Origin of the sequence: Pseudomonas sp. ef1 (genome assembly GCF_007293365.2) — a bacterium.
In the GTDB taxonomy this organism is placed as follows: Bacteria; Pseudomonadota; Gammaproteobacteria; order Pseudomonadales; family Pseudomonadaceae; genus Aquipseudomonas; species Aquipseudomonas siliginis.
Genome location: NZ_CM129815.1, coordinates 743,481 through 763,665, shown reverse-complemented (window position 1 = coordinate 763,665; position 20,185 = coordinate 743,481). Strand labels below are relative to the sequence as shown.

At 61.4% G+C, this 20,185-nt stretch carries 15 protein-coding genes; 5 read left to right on the top strand and 10 right to left on the bottom strand.

The window, feature by feature from the left end; all coding sequences use genetic code 11:
- The first annotated feature begins 15 nt into the window (after positions 1-15).
- Positions 16-915 carry a homocysteine S-methyltransferase family protein gene (locus tag FEE99_RS03660; RefSeq protein WP_041476585.1) on the top strand — a complete coding sequence of 300 codons (900 nt, stop codon included), beginning with the start codon at positions 16-18 and terminating at the stop codon, positions 913-915.
- A gap of 95 nt (positions 916-1,010) precedes the next feature.
- On the opposite strand, the gene FEE99_RS03655 is transcribed toward FEE99_RS03660, so the two are convergent.
- From FEE99_RS03655 to FEE99_RS03645, 3 genes are read right to left on the bottom strand one after another with little or no spacing between them, the layout of a single operon-like run.
- Positions 1,011-1,682 carry a GNAT family N-acetyltransferase gene (locus FEE99_RS03655; RefSeq protein WP_041476586.1) on the bottom strand — a complete coding sequence of 224 codons (672 nt, stop codon included), beginning with the start codon at positions 1,680-1,682 and terminating at the stop codon, positions 1,011-1,013.
- Positions 1,683-1,694: 12 nt separating this feature from the next.
- A complete protein-coding gene (locus FEE99_RS03650; protein WP_041476587.1) occupies positions 1,695-2,141 on the bottom strand; it encodes a GNAT family N-acetyltransferase in 447 nt (148 codons plus the stop codon).
- Positions 2,142-2,151: 10 nt separating this feature from the next.
- Entirely contained in the window at positions 2,152-2,775 is a 624-nt protein-coding gene (locus FEE99_RS03645; RefSeq protein WP_041476659.1) for an FMN-binding negative transcriptional regulator, read from the bottom strand.
- A 93-nt stretch (positions 2,776-2,868) separates the two neighbouring features.
- Here FEE99_RS03645 and pdxR point away from each other — a divergent pair, with 93 nt between their 5' ends.
- The gene (gene pdxR / locus FEE99_RS03640) at positions 2,869-4,419 is read left to right on the top strand and encodes a MocR-like pyridoxine biosynthesis transcription factor PdxR (protein ID WP_041476660.1); all 1,551 of its coding nucleotides are present in this window, start codon (positions 2,869-2,871) and stop codon (positions 4,417-4,419) included.
- On the opposite strand, the gene FEE99_RS03635 is transcribed toward pdxR, so the two are convergent.
- The 7 genes from FEE99_RS03635 to aspA form a co-directional block, all read right to left on the bottom strand.
- Complete coding sequence (locus tag FEE99_RS03635; RefSeq protein ID WP_041476588.1) at positions 4,376-8,980, bottom strand: dermonecrotic toxin domain-containing protein; 4,605 nt, start codon at positions 8,978-8,980, stop codon at positions 4,376-4,378. The genes pdxR and FEE99_RS03635 overlap by 44 nt on opposite strands.
- 141 nt (positions 8,981-9,121) lie before the next feature.
- Positions 9,122-10,216 carry a polyamine ABC transporter substrate-binding protein gene (locus tag FEE99_RS03630; protein ID WP_041476589.1) on the bottom strand — a complete coding sequence of 365 codons (1,095 nt, stop codon included), beginning with the start codon at positions 10,214-10,216 and terminating at the stop codon, positions 9,122-9,124.
- Positions 10,213-11,238: a histone deacetylase family protein gene (locus tag FEE99_RS03625; RefSeq protein ID WP_041476590.1), complete on the bottom strand. Its 1,026-nt coding sequence runs from the start codon at positions 11,236-11,238 to the stop codon at positions 10,213-10,215. The genes FEE99_RS03630 and FEE99_RS03625 overlap by 4 nt, the downstream gene beginning before the upstream one ends.
- A 199-nt stretch (positions 11,239-11,437) precedes the next feature.
- Entirely contained in the window at positions 11,438-12,430 is a 993-nt protein-coding gene (locus FEE99_RS03620) for an AraC family transcriptional regulator (RefSeq protein WP_041476591.1), read from the bottom strand.
- A gap of 172 nt (positions 12,431-12,602) precedes the next feature.
- Positions 12,603-13,607, bottom strand: a complete 1,005-nt coding sequence (locus FEE99_RS03615) for an asparaginase (protein ID WP_041476592.1) — start codon at positions 13,605-13,607, stop codon at positions 12,603-12,605.
- Positions 13,608-13,778: 171 nt separating this feature from the next.
- Entirely contained in the window at positions 13,779-15,227 is a 1,449-nt protein-coding gene (locus tag FEE99_RS03610; protein ID WP_016772471.1) for an alanine/glycine:cation symporter family protein, read from the bottom strand.
- A gap of 483 nt (positions 15,228-15,710) precedes the next feature.
- Positions 15,711-17,135 (bottom strand): aspartate ammonia-lyase, encoded by a 1,425-nt coding sequence (aspA, locus tag FEE99_RS03605; RefSeq protein WP_016772472.1) that lies wholly within the window; start codon positions 17,133-17,135, stop codon positions 15,711-15,713.
- A gap of 180 nt (positions 17,136-17,315) precedes the next feature.
- Between aspA and FEE99_RS03600 the strand changes: the two genes are divergently transcribed.
- The 3 genes from FEE99_RS03600 (at position 17,316) to FEE99_RS03590 (ending at position 20,144) form a co-directional block, all read left to right on the top strand.
- A complete protein-coding gene (locus tag FEE99_RS03600; protein ID WP_024014837.1) occupies positions 17,316-18,224 on the top strand; it encodes a LysR substrate-binding domain-containing protein in 909 nt (302 codons plus the stop codon).
- 335 nt (positions 18,225-18,559) lie between these two features.
- A complete protein-coding gene (purE, locus tag FEE99_RS03595; RefSeq protein WP_007920220.1) occupies positions 18,560-19,051 on the top strand; it encodes a 5-(carboxyamino)imidazole ribonucleotide mutase in 492 nt (163 codons plus the stop codon).
- 10 nt (positions 19,052-19,061) lie between these two features.
- The gene (locus FEE99_RS03590; RefSeq protein ID WP_041476593.1) at positions 19,062-20,144 is read left to right on the top strand and encodes a 5-(carboxyamino)imidazole ribonucleotide synthase; all 1,083 of its coding nucleotides are present in this window, start codon (positions 19,062-19,064) and stop codon (positions 20,142-20,144) included.
- Positions 20,145-20,185 lie beyond the last annotated feature (41 nt).

Below are 20,185 nucleotides of genomic sequence, written 5' to 3'. Positions count from 1 at the left end.
ATGAGTGAAAAGCATATGGGCGCAGCGAACAGGGTCATTCTCGATGGCGGCATGGGCCGCGAGTTGCAACGCGCCGGCGCGCCGTTTCGCCAACCGGAGTGGTCGGCACTGGCGCTGAGCGAAGCGCCGCAGGCGGTCGAAGCGGTGCATGCCGCGTACATCAACAGCGGCGCCGACGTGATCACCAGCAACAGTTACGCGGTGGTGCCGTTTCACATTGGCGAGGCGCGCTTTGCGGCTGAAGGCCAGGCGCTTGCGGCACTGGCGGGGGAGTTGGCGCGGCGGGCGGTGCAGACATCCGGCAAGCCAGTGCGTGTTGCCGGTTCGTTGCCGCCGCTGTTTGGTTCGTATCGTCCGGATCTGTTCGAAGCGGATCGCGTGAGCGAGCTGCTGACGCCGCTGGTCACGGGGCTGGCCCCGCATGTTGATCTGTGGCTGGCGGAAACCCAGAGCTCGATTATCGAGGCCCGCGCTATCCACGCCGGGCTGCCGAAGGACGGCAAACCGTTCTGGCTGTCATTCACTCTCAAGGATGAAGACACCGATGAAGTGCCGCGCCTGCGCTCTGGCGAGCCAGTGGCCGAAGCGGCTGCGCTGGCGGCTGAACTCGGCGTCGAAACCCTGCTGTTCAACTGCAGTCAGCCTGAAGTGATCGGCGCAGCCATCGACGCGGCGCGCGCAACCTTTGAGCGTCTCGGCGTCACGATCAATATCGGCGCGTATGCCAACGCGTTTCCTCCGCAACCGAAAGAAGCCACGGCCAACGACGGCCTCGACCCGTTGCGTGACGATCTCGATCCGCCGGGGTATCTGCACTGGGCGCTGGACTGGCAACAGCGCGGCGCCAGCCATCTGGGTGGCTGCTGCGGGATCGGCCCGGAGCACATTGCGGTGCTGGCGCAGAAGCTGGTTTAACCGCAAATCAAAAGATCGCAGCCTTCGGCAGCTCCTACAGGTACGCATTCCGATGCAGGAGCTGCCGAAGGCTGCAATCTTTTCGTTTTTACCGATCAGCTACGGCACTCGGCCAAGCCTTTTACCTGGCCAGCAGGCGTCTGGTTTTCATCGCTCAGCCAGCGCTCGAATCCCGCATCGATCGCCGGCCATTCCGCATCCAGAATCGAATACCACGCGGTATCGCGGTTCTGCCCCTTGACCACCATGTGCTGACGAAACACGCCTTCGAAGCTGAAACCCAGACGCTCGGCCGCGTATTTGGAGCGGGCGTTGCCGTTGTTGCACTTCCATTCCAGGCGCCGGTAACCCAGCTCGAACGAATACTTGGCCAGCAGGTACACCGCCTCGGTGCTTTTCGGCGAGCGCTGCATTGGCGCACCGAAAGTGACGTGGCCGATTTCGATGCGGCCCTGCGCCGGGACGATCGACATCAGGCTGAGGATGCCTTGGACCTGACCAGTCGCACGGTCGATGATGCTGAAGAAATATGGGTCGCTGTTGGCTGCATGATTGTTCAGCCAGTCGTTGAACGCGCTGCGCTCGCGAAACGGACCGTAAGGCAGATAATCCCAGAGCTTCGGATCAGCACCCGGACCTTCGAGAGCGGCGTAAAGCTGCTCGGCATGGCGTACCGGGTCAAGTTTTTCCAGGCGGATGAAACGGCCTTCGAGCAGCGTGGCGGAGGGGGCGGGGACGCCTTTCCAGTCAGCGAGTGAAGCAGTCATGTGCGCGTCTCCTTAAAGGGCTTTACGAAACTGGATGAATCCCGGACGTTCGGCAATGCGCTCGTAGAGCTGGATCGCCGTGGCGTTGGTTTCATGGGTCAGCCAGTGGACTTTGCAGCAACCATCGGCCTTGGCGGTAGCGTAGACATGCTCGATCAACAGCCGACCGACACCGGTGCCACGGGCTTCCGGCACCACCAGCAGATCTTGCAAATAGCAGGAATTTTCGATGCTCCAGTTCGAGCGATGATAGATGTAATGCACCATGCCCAATGCTTTGCCATCGGCCCACGCGAGGGCGGCGTGGGTCGGTTCATTCGGGTCGAGCAAGCGCTGCCAGGTGCTTTGGGTGACGGCGTCTGGCAGTTCCGTGTTGTAGAAGCGCAGGTACGCCTGCCATAGCGGCAGCCAAGCGGCGTGGTCGTTGGCGCTGACCGGGCGAATATCGATCTGAGTCATGCGGATTTCCTTAGCGCATCAGGCGGGCGAGGGTTTGATCGCTGGCGTCGGGGCTGGCGGCGAGACCTTCGCGCACCCCGGCGATATCTTCGGCGCTGCGGTTCTGGCTGAGCTTGCGTTTGCCTTCGAGGCGGTCGATGGGAATGGCAAACCCGACGATGGCCTTGAGCATGCCGTCGATGTAGTCGGCCGGCGCATCGTCGACCGACCACGGCTGGGCGCGGCCCGCTTCGTGACGGTCAGTGAGGGTGCTGACGATGTCGAGCAAGCGGCCACCATCACTGAAGGTCTCGGCCTGACCGTAGGCGTGCACGGCGATGTAGTTCCAGGTCGGCACGACCTTGCCGTGCTCGGCTTTGCTCGGATACAAGCTTGGGCTGACGTAGGCGTCCGGGCCGGCAAAGATCAACATCGCCTCGGCACCGTCACGCAAGTCTTTCCACTGCGGATTGGCTTTGGCCAGATGGCCGTAGAGCGTGCCGTATTCACCTTGTTCGCGATGCAGCAGCACCGGCACGTGGCTGGCTTGCAGGCCGCTTTCGCCGTGGCTGACCAGAATGGCCAGACGAGTGGTGAGGATCAGTTCGTGCAGCTGGGACAAGTCTTCGATGGCAAAAGCGCGTGGCGTGTACATGGACAGATTTTCCTTGGCGAATGCCTGCATCCTAGGCAGGCTATTGGTCCGTTGTAAGAGCCATTGATGAGCCATTTCATAGGTCCATTCGCCATGCCCGATCTGCCACCCTTGTCGATGCCCTTCAACCCGGCCGGTATCGCGCTTGATCGCCGCCAAGGCCTGAGTCGCCAGCTCTATCAGGCTCTGCGCCTGCGGGTGCTGGATGGACGCCTGGCCAGTGGCACGCGATTGCCGGCCAGCCGAGATCTGGCCTCGGCGCTGGGCATTTCCCGCAACAGCGTGGTGCGCGCTTACGATCAGTTGTATGCCGAGGGCTTTATCGAAGGGCGCGTGGGCGACGGTACTTACGTGGCGCAATTGGCTCAGGCATCCACGCCTGAGAAAAAACTATCCACAAATTCATCCACAGGCTTGTCAACAGGCTTACCCACAGCCTTATCCACAAATTGGCTGGATTTACCTGTGAATTCATCCAGCAAAGTTATCCACAGCGACGGATTTTCCCGCATTGAAAAGCATCATTTGCCACGACCACCGAGCGGTCCGCCGCGTGCTTTTCGGGTGGGTGTGCCTGCATTCGATCTGTTTCCGTTCGAGGTCTGGGCCAAGCTCAACGCGGCTTTCTGGCGTAAACCAGATCTGCAGCAGCTGTGTTACGGCGACCCAGCCGGTGATGCGCGACTGCGCAGCATGATTGCTGCGTATTTGCGCAGTTCGCGCGGCATGCAGTGCACGGCTGAGCAAATTGTGATCACCAGTGGCGCACAGCAGGGCATCAGCCTTTGTGCACAGTTGCTGGTCGAGCCGGGGGACGGTGTGGCGATCGAGAATCCGGGCTATCGCGCCGCCGGGCATGCCTTCGCTGTGGCGGGGGCGAAATTGCATGGGGTGGCGGTAGATAGCGACGGGATCGATTGCAGCGCCATGGCCCGGCTCAGCGATTGTCGGGTGGCTTATGTCACGCCGTCTCATCAGTACCCGACCGGAGTGGTGATGAGTCTGGCCCGGCGTCTGGAATTGCTCGCCTGGGCCGAGCGGGTCGGCGGCTGGATCGTCGAGGATGATTACGACGGCGAGTACCGCTACACCGGCGCACCGCTGGCGCCGTTGGCCGCACTTGATCGTCAGGGGCGTGTGCTCTACGTCGGCACCTTCGGCAAGGTCGCTTTTCCGGCGTTGCGCCTTGGTTATCTGGTGCTGCCGCCAGCGCTGGTCGACGCGTTTGCGCAACGCCGCGCCGTCGATGTGCGGCACTCGGAGGTCAGCACCCAAGCGGTGATGGCCGAATTCATGGCTGCCGGGCATTTCCAGCGGCATATCCGTCGCATGCGCCGGGCTGCGCTGAGCCGACGCAACTGCCTGCTCGAAGGCTGGCCGATGATCGCCGGTGTCGGTCAGTTGCCCGCCGTGTCGGCCGGGCTGCACCTGACCGTCGCCGTGGACAGCATCGAGCGCGAGCAGCAATTGATCGCTCAGGCCGCTGAGGTCGATGTCGAAATCAACGGCCTGAGCAGCTACTGGTTACCCGACTCGACTACGCCCATGGATCAGCGCGCCGGCCTGGTGCTGGGTTTTGCCGCCGTACCAGAGCCTGCGATCAAAGCGGCGCTGTCGCGTCTGCGGCAGGCTTGGCAAGATTGAAGAACAGCGTTTCGGCGCTGCGACTGGAAATTTCGCTGCGATGGATTTCAATCAGCCTCTGATTATCCACACCCGTTATTTCGGCGACGCCCCCCATGCGGTGCTGAGCGAGCGTTTTCATATGTCCACGCACAAATGCACCAACGGGCGCGTCGACGCTGCTGTAATGGAAATGCGCATAGCAGAGGACCTTGTCGGTATGCGCATCACGAATCTGATACTCGTCGAGAAAATCGTTCTGATGGCGCCTCAGACGCCGTCGGGTCAGGGTTTTCGAGATGTTCACTTCGCCTTTGTCCTTGAGCCACTCGACCCCGGCAGCTGTTGGCAGTTGTTGCTTGACCAGGCGGATTCGCGTGCTGGTGCCTTTTTGCTCCAGTGTCGTAGCCGCAGCGTCGAGCTTGTGGTTGAGCTCTTCGGACGGTTCATGCAGAGCAGCGGTGAGGTTACTCGCCGTTAACGCTTCATCGATCGCCGCACAGGCTTTGCGCAACAGGGTGGCGTGATTGTGGTATTCCTCTTCGACCTCCACTGGAATGCGCGAGCCGCGTTTGAGACGCGCCTCGATGCGCCGATGAAACGCCGCCAGCCCGTCGATCAATGCCTGCCCTTCGCTGATGCTCTTGTTGAGGTTGGGCCTGGCTTTAGGCAACGGTGCAGGCCGTGCACTCTGCTCGACCCAGATACCTGGCGATTCCTCCTTGAATGTCGCGATCACTCTCGTCAGCGCCGTACCGACTTCGACCAGATCGGTGTTCTTGCCGTCGAGGCTTTTTTTCCGCTGGCCGACCAGGGTGCCCTTGTTGCGTGTCTTGATGATCTGCCGATTCGAAGCTGACGTTGAGGGTCTCGACGGACCGGCTTGCGGCACCAGTAAATGCCGGTAGCGCAACAGGTCGGCGAGTCGGTTGTCGGCGCTATCCTTGAATGCGGCCACGCGCGCCTGCAATTGCCTGAGTCGTTCCGTGTGTATGTGTTCGGAATATTCACTCGCTAGGTCATCGAAACGCTTGTCCACGGAAGCGAACTGTTCGCTCACCTGACTCAGGGCGTCGATGCGTATGCGCAGATCACTGAGGCTTTCATCGGCGCTCAGGTCACGCGAACTCTGAACGTTCAGCGCAGCATCTTCGAACAGACTGGCCAGCGCTTGTTGCGCCTCGACATGAGCGGTGGAATCGCCGGGCTTGATGCAGGTGTACTGGCCGAGACTGATCTGCAGAGTCTTCAGATCATCCAGCGGGTAGGGCGCCAGGCTGATGTTGTATTTCTGCTTTATCTCCAGGCCATCAGGTCCCAGCCTGGTCAGTTCATCCAGGCAGGCTTCAGCCGACTCCATTTTCTCGATGATGGTTTGAGTGGCATCGTTCAACTGTTCGAACGCAGAGGTGACCGCCTGCGATTCGCCGCGCAGTTCGTCGTCCAGTATCGCCTGCACCCTCAGCACGCGTTGCTGGTAATCCGAAGCGTTATTACTGAGCCACTCCTGCCCCAGGAACAACTGCATGTCCAACCGCTCCGGCATGACCGTGCGGTAGTTGGGAATCGATTGCTTGCAGTTGAGTGTCTTGATCAGCTGAATGTTCGCGGCATATTCGTTGTGCTGTGAATCGAGCGTGGCGAGGTACTGCGCAAGCGCTTGTTCGCGTGCCTGCGCAGGGGCATCGCGCAGGCTGTTGCGTTCGGTATCGAGACGGCTGCCTTTGCTCTCCATCGTCAAATCGAACGCGGTGATCTGCTCGGACAATACGGCCACCTCTTGGTTTTTTTTGCCTTGCGCCACCTTGCGCCCGTCCTCCAGCCCGCCTCCGCGCAGGCGCAAACGCAGATCTATCACCCATTGGCCATTGGCGGTATAGGCAAGCCTGGGCCCGGCTGGTCGGGTGGGCTGACGCGTATCGACGATGTGCACATCGCCATGCACGTTGCGCGCGACTTCGAACCAGCGCTCACCGACCCGGGCGTACCATTTGTCTGCGTGGGCGTAGAGGTCTCGGTACGCGCCTTCCCGGGTGGCTGCGCCAAGGGCTTTGGGCTTGCCGACCTTGAACCCGTCCAACAGCGTGGCGAGTGCCGTCGGGGATCGTTTCAGCGCCGTGATGCTGTCGATCGATGTGCCATGGAATTGGGTTAATTGCGGGCCGGTGATATCGGGCTGGCGCAGCGCTTTGACGATTCTGGCGGCAGGTCTGGTCGTCGCTGGGTCCTCTTCGAGCTCCGTGGCCACGGGTGTCGATGGCGCATCGCCCACCGCCGCACGGTGGGCGAGCACCATGCCCAGCGCCAGGAGAATATCGGCGATGGCCGTCCAGGCGATCTTCCCCGATTGCTCGTTGGCGCCGTCGGTGATTTCCTGCAGATCATCCATGATCTGCCAGATCCACGCCGCTGTGCCTACGCTGCGGCCCAGGAACGGCAGTGCGGCATTGAGCATCACCCAGCCGCCCTGTTTCAGCGAGGCCCAGCGTGCTTCGGCGTCGGAGACAGACTGCCGGTCGGCTTGAGTGACAAGCGCCTTTACGTTGCGTTCGTGCAGGGTTGCGAGGACGTCGCTGGCGATCACCTGAGTGCCCAGCGCGACCGCGCCTGACATATCCAGCGCAGTGGTCGGATTGATCATCAGTTGCGGGATCGTCCACACCGACGGCAGTCTGGCGGTAAAGACGAACTGGCTGTAATTGAAGCGCACATCGTCCGGCAACCAGGCCAGTACCGAGTCACGCAAATGTCGCGAATGCTGGATCGCAAAAAGCAGATTCGCGGGCCCCGGATATTGCAGCAGAGTCTTGTCGAACAGCGGTCGATACAGCACGCACGGCCCTTTGTCGGCATCGCGCGGGCCTATGACATACATGTTGTCGACAGTGTCTGCGGTGGAGCGGCTGCGATGAGCGACGAAGGCCAAAGGGCGAATGACGATTTCCTCGCCATCGACGTAGCGTTCCGCGCCAGTCGTGGCGAATGCGGCGACCACGTATCGATAACCCGATTCATCGAGGCCGGCTTTACCCCGGATCTTGTGCTGCAACGCCAGCAATGGCAGCTCAATGCGCAGCTGACTGGTGTAGAGCCCTTGCAACAGCGGCGCTTGCACGGGGTCGTCTAGCAGCATGGCCTTGAGATGCGCCGGGTAGGTCTTGCCGATGTCGACCGTGCTGACCAGTTTTTCCAGAAAAGTCGCGCTCATCCACTCGGGTACCGGGCTGCCATCCTTGTACCGCACAGTCTTGTTGCCCAACGGCAGGCCTGCGAGGTTTTGCAGGGCAAGCTCGGTCAGCGTCCATGTCTGAGCCTGAGTATTTCCCGGCAATACAAACGTGCCCCAGACCACGAGACTGGTGATGGTGATTTCGATGTTGTCGATGTTCACGTCTTTGGCGCCGGGCTGCTCCTTGAGAATCTGCCTGATCAGCGCTGCACGAGTGAACGCCTGCAGGCTGGTGATTTCGCTTTGAAAGGATTTGCCGTTGTTTTCGTGCTGCAGCGTTGTCAGATCCAGCAGGTGCCGGCTGTAACGCGTCTGATCCATGGGCAGTGCGTCGTTCAGCCAGTCCGGAAGCATCGGCTGCAAACGCTCGAAGTGCGCTTCGAGGCGCGGTGTCGGTTGTGCCGGTTTGCCGGCCGTGCCGGTATGCGGATAGACGCGTTGACCAGGGGAATCCTGAAAAAAACTGATTTCGCCCAAGGCATCCGCTTCCATGGAAATCAGCGTGCACGCCTGCTGGTCGAAGAAATTGCCCTGGGGTTCGACCAGCCGCCACTTGAGATCTTCGCCCGAGGCGCTTGCGCCATATATCCGCAGCAGAGCCTCGCCGAGTTCCTCCAGTGAATCGAAACGCTGAAAGCCCTGGGTGACCGCGTGGGTGAGAATCAACTTGCGGTCTGCGATTGTGCCGATCACTACTGCGGCATCGACCACGGTCAAGTGCGATGGCGTGTCGGCGCCACCGCGATCGAGGTCAATCAGATATGCCTTTGCCGAGTACGGGGCGGGGGCCAGGCGTTGTTGCGGGTCGGGCTGTTTGAAAATCGCCCGGGCCATGGCGATCTCGTCAGGTTCCCAGCCGACGCTGGCATCGACGTTCCAGAGGTTGCGCAGTGCCTCGGACAATTGCTGCCAGCGCGGTTGCCCGGGGTAGGTGAACTCGTCCCAGTATTCGACGTGCTGCTCCTTGTAAGCGATGAACAGCAGTGGCGCCAGTTCGTTGAGCAACAGGCCGATGGCATCGATCTTTACCGGCAGATGCGCGGGTGCGGGCATGCCGGGTTGCAGGGTCAGATAATGCTCGCCATCAAGGTACGTCACCGTGGTGCCGGACAGGCCGAGCCGCACCAGGGCGTTGGTCAGCGATCCAGCCTGATACCCATCGGGTACGACTCGACCATCCACAATGGCCCAGGTGGGTTGCACGACCATCGCCAGACGCGGGTCTATGTCGAGATTCGGATACAGCGTCTTGAGGGCATCGCGCAGCGTTTTTGAAGCGACTTCCTGCAGTGAGGGGCCAGTAACCAGCTGAGTCACGATATCGACGGCACTGGCTTTGGGAATGGCGGTCATGGTGGTTTCCTGCTCTGTCGGGACGCCGCGAGGGCGGCGGAGCAGGGCAAGTTAAAAGGCGCGACGGTGACCCGTGCGGTAGATAAAGCTGCCAGGCAAAAAAAGACCCGCCGAGGCGGGTCTTGAGCAAACGAGCCGGTTTCAGGTCCCGGACTTGATTTTCGTCCAGGCTCGCGTGCGTGCGCGTTCGGCATCCCGCGGCAGCGGCTGCAAGGTGTAGAGCGTGCTCATTGCCGCATCGGTCGGGTACAGGTTCGGGTTGTTGCGAATGGCCGGATCGACCAAGCCAGTGGCGTCCTTGTTCGGGTTCGGATAGCCGACAAAATCGCTGACCGGAGCAATCACCGCCGGTTGCAGCAGATAGTTGATGAAGGTGTAGGCGTCCTCGGAGTTCTTCGCGCCGTTGGGAATGGCGAGCATGTCGAACCAGATCGGCGCACCTTCCTTCGGCAAACGCATATCGACCACCACGCCGTTTTTCGCTTCCTTGGCGCGGTTGGCCGCTTGCGAGAAGCTGCCGGAATAACCAACGGCCACGCAGATGTCGCCGTTGGCAATGTCGGCCATGTACTTGGACGAATGGAAGTAGGTCACGTAAGGACGAATCTTCATCAGCAGCGCTTCGGCCTTGGCGTAATCCGCCGGCTTCTTGCTGTTGGGGTCCAGGCCCAGGTGTTGCAGAGCCAGCGGCAGAATCTCCGACGGTGAGTCGAGCAGGGCGACGCCGCACTGCTTGAGCTTGCTGAGGTTCTCTTCCCTGAAGATCAGGTCCCAACTGTCCACGGGCGCGTCGTCGCCCAGCGCTGCCTTGATCTTGGCCGGGTTGAAACCAATGAGAATGGTGCCGTACATGTATGGCACGGCGAACTTGTTCCCCGGGTCATTGGCTTCGATCAGCTTCATCAGCTTCGGATCGAGATGATTCCAGTTCGGCAGTTTGCTGCGATCCAGTGGCTGAAATACCCCGGCCTCGATCTGCTTGGCGAGGAACACGTTGGACGGCACCACCACGTCATAGCCGGAGTTGCCGGTGAGCAGCTTGGCCTCGAGCGCTTCGTTGGTGTCGAAGATGTCGTAGATCAGTTTGGTCTGGATGTTCTGTGCCTTGAAGTCGTCCAGCGCCTTGGGCGTGATGTAGTCGAACCAGTTATAAACGCGCAGCGTGCGTTCTTCGGCGTGGGCGCCAGCGCTCAGCATGGCTGCGCACAGCGCCGAGGCGATCAGTCGCTTTTTCATTGTTCAAAACCTTCCAGCACGTTCACTGCGTTGATGCCGATTTCTTCCACCGCGTAGCCACCTTCCATGACGAACAGGGTCGGCTTGCCGAGGGCGGCGATGCGCTTGCCCATGGCCAGGTAATCCGGGCTGTCGAGTTTGAACTGCGAGATAGGGTCGTCCTTGAACGTGTCGACCCCGAGGGAGACGACGATGATGTCCGCGCCATAGCGATCGATCTCGTCGCAGGCCTGATCCAGCGCCGCGCTCCAGACATCCCAGCCGGAACCGGCCGGCAGCGGATAGTTGAAATTGAAGCCTTCACCGGCACCTTCGCCGCGCTCGTCGTCGTAGCCGAGGAAGAACGGAAACTCCGCTTCCGGGTGGCCGTGGATCGAAGTGAACAGGACGTCGCTGCGTTCGTAGAAAATCGACTGAGTGCCGTTGCCATGGTGGTAGTCGACGTCCAGGATCGCGACTTTCTTGTGGCCCTGATCGAGAAAGGCCTGAGCGGCGATGGCGGCGTTGTTGAGGTAGCAATAACCGCCCATCAAGTCGCTGGCGGCGTGATGTCCCGGCGGACGGCACAGGGCGAAGGCCGCGCGTGCGCCACGCTGGATTTCTGCCTGCGCGGTAAGCGCCACTTGCGCCGCGCTATAGGCCGCTTGCCAGGTGCCGGCGGTAATCGGCGCGCCGCCGTCGAAGCTGTAATAACCGAGCTGGCCGTGCAGGCTGGTCGGTTTGATCGCACGCAGCGTGCGCGCCGGCCAGGTGTAGGGCAGCAAGTCGCCGTCGGTGTTGAACTCGGTCCAGCGATCCCATGCACCTTTGAAAAATTCCAGATAGTCGCGGCTGTGAATGCGCGCGATCGGCTCCAGGCCGAAATCCTTCGGCGCTTCGACCGCACCGAGGTTTTGCTTCTGCACGCGTTGCAGCACATGGTCGGCACGCGACGGCATTTCGAAGCACGGCTTGAGCTGGCCATCGATGAGTTCGCAGCGGCCATGGTGCAAGTGGTGATCGTCTGAGTAGATCGTCAGCATTTGTTGTTCTCCGCAAGGCTGATTCGGTGGCTTTCAGTGTTGCGGCGCAGTTTGAATCGGAGAATGTCGGGAGCGGCCAAAAGGGGATCGATATGGCCAAAACCTCTGACCGCAATTCGCCCCTCACAACCAAAGATCGCAGCCTTCGGCAGCTCACCGATCCCTGTAGGAGCTGCCGAAGGCTGCGATCTTTTGATCTTCAGGATCTGAACTGACTCGGCGCCACGCCACTCCAGCGCACAAACGCATGACGGAAACTCGCGGTCTCGCTGAAGCCCAGCGTCTCGGCGATCCGATAGATCGGCAACTGGTCTTCACACAGCATCTGCTTGGCCCGTTCGAAGCGCAGTTCATCGAGCAGTTCCTGATAGCTGCTGCCCATGTCTTTCAGGTGGCGACGCAGGGTGCGCGGTGAGCATTTCATCTGTTGCGCCAGCCCCTCCAGCCCCGGCGCGGCATTCAATTGTGCGCTGAGCAACTGACGAATCCGCCCCAGCCAGGCCTGACGTCCGGTGAACTCAAGATTCTGCTTGCGGCAACGTTCGGACATGGCCTGATGAGTGATCGCGTCGGCCAGCGGCAGCGGCTGATCGAGCCAATGGCGGTCGAAGGCGAAGGCGTTGTCTTTGGCCGAGAAGTGCACTGGCGAGTTAAAGGGTTCGGCGTAGCTGTCGCGGTAGTCCGGCGCTGCATGTTCGAAGCGCGTGGCGCGCAGCGGCAGGGAATGGCCGAGCAAGTCGTCGCAGATGACTTTCAGTGACACCAGACAGAATTCGGCGTTGAACACCGCCATCGCCGCGCTTTCACGGTAATCAGCAGCGACGAACCAGACCTGCTCGCCATCGTCTTCCAGGCTCAGTTCGAACAACGTGCCCAACAGCGCCGGATAACGGATTGCCAGACGCAAAGCGTCACCGAAGGTGGCACAGGTCAGCAGGGCGTAACCGAGCATGCCGTAACAGGACACGTGCATGCGCCGGCCCAATTCGAGGCCGATGTCACGCTTGAGTGCCACTGCGTTGGTGCAGACCTGCATTTCCTGATGGGTGGTGATGCGCGTATCGGCCCGCTGCAGATCCGCCGCCACGATGCCGCTGCCGGCCAGCAGCGCCTCGCTCGACAGGCCTTCGGCCTTGAACGTGTTGAGGATCAGCGAGACCGCGTTGAGGGTGGTGAGGTGGGAGTGGAGCATGGGATCTTCCAGCCTGGAGGTGGCTGGAACGCAGCAATTTATATGCCGTACAAAAATCCCTGGTGGGAGCGAGCCTGCTCGCGAAAGCGGTGTGTCAGGCACACGAATGCCGAATGTGTCATGGCTTTCGCGAGCAGGCTCGCTCCCACAGGGGGACTTGCGTTGTGACAGATCAGCTCAGTTCGCCGCAGAGATCCAGTTCGATCAATCGGCGCACTTCAGCCGTTTCCAGCCCGGCTCCCAGCAAGCCATGCAACTTGCCGAACGCTGCCTCGCGGGTCATGCCGCCACCGGACAACACGCCCACCCCACGCAAGCGGCTGCCAGCCTCGTAGACATCCAGCTCGACCCCGCCTTCATGGCATTGCGTCACTGCCACCACCACCACGCCGTTATCCCGTGCACGGCCAAGGCTGGCGAGGAACTCGGGGTTATCGCTCGGCCCGGTCCCGCTGCCGTAGCATTCCAGCACCAGACCTTGAATACCGCTGTCGAGCAGGCCGTCGAGGACTTCGGCACTGATGCCGGGAAACAGCGGCAACACCGCAACTTTCGCCAGTTGCTTCGGCTGGTTGTAGTTCAGCGCGCCTGGAATCGAAGGCGCCTTCACACCACCGCCCTGACGCTCCAGGCGTTTGAACGGATGGCGGCCGAAGCTGCGCACTTTCGCGCAGCGGGTCGGCGCCAGCAGTTCGCCGTGGAAGTACAGGTGCACGCCCGGCGCCAGGCCCTGGCCGAGGGCGACCAGCGCGCCGCCGAGGTTTTCCCAGGCATCACTGTCGGTCACACCCGCTGGCAGCATCGAACCGGTGAAACACACGCGGGCATGCAGACCGAGCAACTGAAAACTCATCGCCGCCGCGCTGTACGCCAGGGTGTCGGTGCCGTGCAGGATCAGCACGCTGTCGCAGCCTTGCACGTCCACGGCATTGACCACCGCTTCGCGCAGTTGCTGCCAGTAGGCCGGGGTCATGTTGGCGCTGTCGATCAGCGGCGACATTTCCCGAAATTGCCACTGCGGCACTACCAGCTCAGGCTGACTGTGCAGGTAGTCGCGCATCCGCGCTTCGAAACCGGACGCCGGGGCCAGACCGTTGGCGCTGGCCTGCATGCCGATGGTGCCACCGGTGTAGAGCACCATGACGTGTTGAGCGGCGGGATAGGTCGACGAGCTCATAGGATTCTCCGAAACGATGAGGGCCCTGTGGGAGCGAGCCTGCTCGCGAAAGCAGTGTGTCATTCAACAATGATGTTGGCTGAAAGTCCGCCATCGCGAGCAGGCTCACTCCTACAAGTTATTGCATCACAATAACTGACGGGCGCAGGGGATGCGCCCGTCATTCACCTGTCAGCGTTGCGCTGCAGGTACGCCTTGCGGCGCAGTTTCAGTCTGGCCCGCCGCTGCTGGCGGGTTCACCGGCCAGGCGTTGCGATCCAGATCCAGATCGGCGAATTTGCTCGAATCAAACACTGGCTGTTTGACGCCGGCGCGACGCTGCTCATCGTAGTCGCGCATCACGCGCAGGCCGACCTTGAACAGCATGGCCAGGGCCACGAGGTTGACGAAGGCCAGGCAGGTCATGGTGATGTCGGCGAAGGCGAACACCGTCGTCAGGTCCTGCATCGAACCCCATACCACCAGCGCCAGCACCAGGCCGCGGAACAGCATCAGCAGGGCGCGGTTGCGGCTGAGGAACTGCAAGCTGTTCTCGCCCAGGTAGTAGTTGTAGAGGATGCAGGTGAAGACGAACAGCGACAGCGCAACGCTGACGAACATGCGGCCCCAGTCACCGACCACGGCCGCCAGCGAGTTCTGGGTCAGGACGATACCGTCACCTTCGAAGCCCGGGGTATAGAAGCCCGACAGCAGGATCAGCAGCGCGGTGCAGGTGCAGATCACGAAGGTGTCGAGGAATACGCTGAAAGCCTGGACCACGCCCTGCGCGCCCGGGTGCTTGACGGCGGCCACGGCCGCGACGTTCGGCGCACTGCCCAGGCCCGCTTCGTTGGCGAACACGCCACGCTTCACGCCCATGACAATGGCGCTGCCGAGCAGGCCGGCAAACGCCGGGTCGAGGCCGAAGGCGCTCTTGAAGATGGTTTCCAGCATGGCCGGCACGTGTTCGATCTGGGTGCCGATCACGTACAGGGTCACGCCGATGTAGGCCAAGGTCTTGATCGGCACCAGCAGGTCGGACACCGAAGCGATGCGCTTGATCCCGCCGATAAAGGTGATGGCCAGCAGCACCGCCAGGACGATACCGGTGTGTTGCGGGTTGAAGTCAAAGGCGTTCTGCAGCGAGTGGGTCACGGTGTAGGACTGCAGGCCGATGAAGGCGAAACCGTAGGTGACCAGCAGCAGAACGGAGAAGACTATCGCCATGCCCTTGAGCTTGAGCCCGTGCTGGATGTAATAGGCCGGACCGCCACGGTACAGGCCGTCGCCATCGGCGCGCTTGTAGACCTGGGCCAGGGTGCACTCGAAGAAGCTGCTGGACATGCCGACCAGTGCGGTCACCCACATCCAGAACACCGCACCCGGACCACCGAGAGTCACGGCGATGCCGACACCGGCGATGTTGCCTGCACCGACGCGGCCGGCGAGGCTGAGCATCAAGGCCTGGAACGAGCTGAGTTGCCCGGCGCTGCCTTTGAGGCTGTCGCGGAACACCGCGAACATGTGGAAGAAATGACGCAGTTGAACGAAACGCGAGCGAATCGTGAAGTAGCTACCGAGCCCGACAATGAGCACGATCAGTACTTTCCCTGAGAGGAAGTCGTTGATGACTTCGAGCATGGATTTATCCTCGCTGTTTTTTGTGGGTGCAAATGCTGGATCGGAGAAACATCGTGTTACACCGGCCTGCGCGCGGCACGACGGGTGAGGCGAAGGTTTCGTCCCGGATCCATATCGCGGGTTTTGTTATTAGTTCGGGTTTCGCATGGGTTATGGCCTCGTTACCGACGACCGCTCACGCGAAGAGGGGCGGCACTATACCGATCAGTGGCGCGCCCGTCTGCACGGTAGTGGTGCAAGCGACGAAACGAGGTTGCTGCAAATCAAAAGATCGCAGCCTTCGGCAGCTCCTACAGGTGCACGTCAATCCTGTAGGAGCTGCCGAAGGCTGCGATCTTGGCGGTATCGAATACACAAAGCATCTAACGTCCTGCCCGCAAAGAAGTTAAAAAAAGGGCTCGGGGACAAAATCCCCAAGCCCTCAAAAGGTGAGAGGTGTCTAGTCCCTCGACCTGGTGAGCGGTGCTACAAGTTCGCGTCGGCTCAGGCTTTGAGCGGAACCAGACGCGGGGCAATCATGTTTTCCGGGCGCAGGATGTCGGCGAGCATGGCTTCGTCGAGCAGACCTTCTTCGCGCACCAGTTCCAGCACGCCGCGGCCGCTTTCGAGAGCGATACGGGCGATGCGGGTGGCGTTTTTGTAGCCGATGTACGGGTTCAGTGCGGTGACCAGACCGATCGAGTGCTCGACCAGTTCACGGCAGCGCGCTTCGTTGGCGGTGATGCCGACGATGCAGTGCTCGCGCAGCATGTCCATGGCACGTTGCAGCAGGCGGATCGAGTCGAGGATCTTGAAGGCGATCAGCGGCTCCATCACGTTCAGTTGCAGCTGGCCGCCCTCGGCTGCCATGGTCAGCGCCAGATCGTTACCGATGACCTGGAACGCGACCTGGTTCACGGCTTCCGGGATCACCGGGTTGACCTTGCCGGGCATGATCGAGCTGCCTGGCTGACGCGCTGGCAGGTTGATTTCATTGATGCCGGTGCGTGGGCCGCTGGACAGCAGGCGCAGGTCGTTGCAGATCTTCGACAGCTTGACCGCGGTGCGCTTGAGCATGCCGGAAAACAGCACGAATGCGCCCATGTCGGAGGTCGCTTCGATCAGGTCGGCGGCCGGTACCAGCGGTTGCCCGCTGATCAGCGCCAGACGCTGTACCGCCAGCGCCTGATAACGCGGGTCGGCGTTGATGCCGGTGCCGATCGCGGTACCGCCGAGGTTGACTTCGGTCAGCAGTTCCGGGGCCAGTGTCTTCAGGCGCGCGAGGTCTTCGCCCATGGTGGTGGCGAAGGCACGGAATTCCTGGCCGAGGGTCATCGGCACGGCATCTTGCAGCTGGGTACGGCCCATTTTCAGGACGTGGTCGAACTCTTTGCCCTTGGCCGCGAACGCCTGAATCAGGCTGTCGAGGCTGGCCAGCAGCGCGTCGTGACCGAGCAGCAGACCCAGACGGATCGCCGTCGGGTAGGCGTCGTTGGTCGACTGCGCCATGTTCACGTCGTCGTTCGGGTGCAGGTACTGGTATTCGCCTTTCTCGTGGCCCATCGCTTCCAGAGCAATGTTGGCGATCACTTCGTTGGCGTTCATGTTGGTGGAGGTGCCGGCGCCACCTTGAATCATGTCGACCACGAACTCTTCGTGGTAATCGCCGCGGATCAATCGGGCACAGGCTTCGCTGATGGCAGCGTGCTTGGCTTCGCTCAGGTGACCCAGCTCGCGGTTGGCGTCAGCGGCGGCCTGTTTGACCATCGCCAGGCCCACAACCAGTTTCGGGTAATGCGAAATCGGAACGCCCGAGAGGCGGAAGTTGTTCACCGCTCGCAGGGTCTGGATGCCGTAATACGCATGGGCCGGTACTTCGAGGGCGCCAAGCAGGTCGGTTTCTGTGCGGAAAGATGCAGCGGAGGACATGATAGAAATCATCTCGATAAGGACCCGGTCTGTGCCGGAACGCTGCGAATGCTAGGCTTGTGGGGATTTTTGGGCCAATGCTGTTCAGCACTGCCCTATGCACATTCGGCATAATGCCCGTGTGACGCCGCCTGTGCGGCAGACGTGTGACCTGTTTTGGTGCGTGTCCGGGAGGACGTGATGAATCTGGAAAGCAAATGGCTTGAGGACTTCAGTGCCCTGGCCGCCACCCGCAGCTTCTCGCAGGCGGCCGAACGGCGCTTCGTGACCCAGCCGGCGTTCAGTCGGCGGATCCGCAGCCTCGAAGCGGCGCTGGGGCTGACCCTGGTCAATCGCTCGCGCACGCCGGTCGAACTGACGGCGGCGGGGCAGTTGTTTCTGGTGACTGCGCGCACCGTGGTCGAACAGCTCGGTGAAGTCCTGCGCCACCTGCATCATCTGGAAGGCGGGCAGGGCGAGGTCATGCAAGTCGCAGCGGCGCACTCGCTGGCGCTAGGCTTTTTCCCGCGCTGGATCGCCCAGTTGCGCAACGAAGGGCTGAACATCGCCACACGGCTGGTGGCGACCAACGTTGGCGACGCCGTGCACGCTTTGCGTGAAGGTGGCTGCGATCTGATGCTGGCGTTCTACGACCCGGATTCGGCGATGCAGATGGACCCGGAGATTTTCCCGTCGCTGCACTTGGGCCAGACCGAAATGCTGCCGGTGTGCGCGGCAGATCTGGATGGCAAACCGCTGTTCGATCTGGAAGGCGAGGCCAGCGTGCCGTTGCTGGCTTACAGCGCCGGGGCGTTTCTCGGCCGTTCGGTCAACGGCTTGCTGCGCCAGCGCCAGTTGCGCTTCACCACGATCTACGAAACCGCGATGGCCGACAGCCTGAAAAGCATGGCCCTGGAAGGCCTCGGCATTGCCTGGGTGCCGCAACTGAGCGTACGCGCCGAACTGGCTCGCGGTGAACTGGTGGTGTGCGGCGGGCCGCAGTGGCATGTGCCGCTGGAGATTCGTTTGTACCGCTGCGCCCTGGTGCGCAAGGCCAACGTGCGGTTGCTTTGGCGCAAGCTTGAAGGCGGCGCCGCACAAAGCGCTTGAAGCTGATGAAGATCGAATGTGGGAGCGAGCCTGCTCGCGAATGCGGAGTTTCAGGCGCTGAGGTATCGTCTGACGCAACGCTTTCGCGAGCAGGCTCGCTCCCACAGGGGGATTTTTGCGGTGTTCTTTCGCTGACCTCAAGGTCAATAAAACCGGGCGTTTCGCTCATTTGACAGATGGTCGTTTCGGGGGCTGTTTATTGCTTTCTTTGCGGTATACTGCGCGGCCTTCGGCCGGCACGTCCGGCCATTTTTCGTACAATCAAGCCACGCAACCTGCGTGGCTTGTTGTTTTATGACGCGCCTGCGGGCGCTCCAGAGAGAAGAGGCGCGACGATGAGTGCACTGGTTGGCGTGATCATGGGCTCCAAGTCCGATTGGTCCACCCTTAGCCACACCGCCGATATGCTGGAAAAGCTCGGCATCCCGTACGAGGTCAAGGTGGTTTCCGCCCACCGCACCCCGGATCTGCTGTTCCAGTACGCCGAAGAGGCTGAAAGCCGCGGCATCGAGGTGATCATCGCCGGTGCCGGTGGCGCAGCCCACCTGCCAGGCATGTGTGCGGCCAAGACCCACCTGCCGGTGCTGGGCGTGCCGGTGCAGTCGGCCATGCTCTCGGGCGTCGATTCGCTGCTGTCGATCGTGCAGATGCCAGCTGGCATTCCGGTTGCCACCCTGGCCATCGGCAAGGCTGGCGCAATCAACGCCGCCCTGCTCTCGGCGAGCATCCTCGGCGCCAAGCACCCGCAATTTCACGCGGTACTGAAAACCTTCCGTGCCGAGCAGACAGACAGCGTTCTGGACAATCCAGACCCACGTATTGCCTGAGGTTGTTGAGATGAAGATCGGTGTAATCGGTGGCGGCCAGTTGGGTCGCATGTTGGCCCTGGCGGGCACTCCGCTGGGGATGAACTTCGCTTTTCTCGACCCTGCGCCGGACGCTTGTGCGGCCGCGCTGGGCGAACACCTGCGGGCCGATTACGGCGATCAGGATCATCTGCGCCAACTGGCCGATGAAGTCGATCTGGTGACCTTCGAATTCGAAAGCGTCCCGGCCGAAACCGTGGCGTTTCTTTCGCAATTCGTGCCGGTCTACCCGAGCGCCGAAGCCCTGCGCATTGCTCGTGACCGCTGGTTCGAAAAGAGCATGTTCAAAGACCTCGGCATTCCGACCCCGGCCTTCGCCGACATCCAGTCGCAAGCCGACCTGGACGCCGCCGTCGCTTCCATTGGTCTGCCGGCCGTGCTGAAAACCCGCACCCTGGGTTACGACGGCAAGGGCCAGAAAGTCCTGCGCAAACCGGAAGACGTGGCGGGTACTTTCGCCGAACTGGGCAGCGTTGCCTGCCTGCTGGAAGGCTTCGTGCCATTCACCGGCGAAGTGTCGCTGATCGCCGTGCGTGCCCGCGATGGTGAAACGAAGTTCTATCCGCTGGTGCACAACACCCACGACAGCGGCATTCTCAAGCTGTCGGTGGCCAGCACCGATCACCCGTTGCAGGCGCTGGCGGAAGATTATTCCAGTCGCGTGCTCAAACACCTCGACTACGTCGGCGTGATGGCTTTTGAGTTTTTCGAAGTCGACGGTGGCCTCAAAGCCAACGAAATCGCCCCGCGCGTGCACAACTCCGGGCACTGGACCACCGAAGGTGCCGAGTGCAGCCAGTTCGAAAACCACCTGCGTGCCGTGGCCGGCCTGCCGCTGGGTTCGACCGCCAAGGTCGGCGAGAGCGCGATGCTCAACTTCATCGGCGTAGTGCCGCCGGTGGAGAAAGTCATCGCCATCGAAGACTGCCATCTGCATCACTACGGCAAAGCTTTCAAGGCCGGACGCAAGGTCGGCCACGCCAACCTGCGCTGCGCCGACATGGCCACGCTGCAAGCGCAGATTATCAAGGTCGAAGCGCTGATCGCCGAGTAAAAACGCTTTCATGTGGCAGCGGCGGAACCATTCAGGGGCCG

What these genes read in the sequence shown, in the direction of transcription:
- FEE99_RS03660 (WP_041476585.1), top strand. Translation starts at nt 16, where the DNA reads ATGGGCGCAGCGAACAGGGTCATTCTCGATGGCGGCATGGGCCGCGAG.
- FEE99_RS03655 (WP_041476586.1), bottom strand. Translation starts at nt 1,682, where the DNA reads ATGACTGCTTCACTCGCTGACTGGAAAGGCGTCCCCGCCCCCTCCGCC.
- FEE99_RS03650 (WP_041476587.1), bottom strand. Translation starts at nt 2,141, where the DNA reads ATGACTCAGATCGATATTCGCCCGGTCAGCGCCAACGACCACGCCGCT.
- FEE99_RS03645 (WP_041476659.1), bottom strand. Translation starts at nt 2,775, where the DNA reads ATGTACACGCCACGCGCTTTTGCCATCGAAGACTTGTCCCAGCTGCAC.
- pdxR (WP_041476660.1), top strand. Translation starts at nt 2,869, where the DNA reads ATGCCCGATCTGCCACCCTTGTCGATGCCCTTCAACCCGGCCGGTATC.
- FEE99_RS03635 (WP_041476588.1), bottom strand. Translation starts at nt 8,980, where the DNA reads ATGACCGCCATTCCCAAAGCCAGTGCCGTCGATATCGTGACTCAGCTG.
- FEE99_RS03630 (WP_041476589.1), bottom strand. Translation starts at nt 10,216, where the DNA reads ATGAAAAAGCGACTGATCGCCTCGGCGCTGTGCGCAGCCATGCTGAGC.
- FEE99_RS03625 (WP_041476590.1), bottom strand. Translation starts at nt 11,238, where the DNA reads ATGCTGACGATCTACTCAGACGATCACCACTTGCACCATGGCCGCTGC.
- FEE99_RS03620 (WP_041476591.1), bottom strand. Translation starts at nt 12,430, where the DNA reads ATGCTCCACTCCCACCTCACCACCCTCAACGCGGTCTCGCTGATCCTC.
- FEE99_RS03615 (WP_041476592.1), bottom strand. Translation starts at nt 13,607, where the DNA reads ATGAGCTCGTCGACCTATCCCGCCGCTCAACACGTCATGGTGCTCTAC.
- FEE99_RS03610 (WP_016772471.1), bottom strand. Translation starts at nt 15,227, where the DNA reads ATGCTCGAAGTCATCAACGACTTCCTCTCAGGGAAAGTACTGATCGTG.
- aspA (WP_016772472.1), bottom strand. Translation starts at nt 17,135, where the DNA reads ATGTCCTCCGCTGCATCTTTCCGCACAGAAACCGACCTGCTTGGCGCC.
- FEE99_RS03600 (WP_024014837.1), top strand. Translation starts at nt 17,316, where the DNA reads ATGAATCTGGAAAGCAAATGGCTTGAGGACTTCAGTGCCCTGGCCGCC.
- purE (WP_007920220.1), top strand. Translation starts at nt 18,560, where the DNA reads ATGAGTGCACTGGTTGGCGTGATCATGGGCTCCAAGTCCGATTGGTCC.
- FEE99_RS03590 (WP_041476593.1), top strand. Translation starts at nt 19,062, where the DNA reads ATGAAGATCGGTGTAATCGGTGGCGGCCAGTTGGGTCGCATGTTGGCC.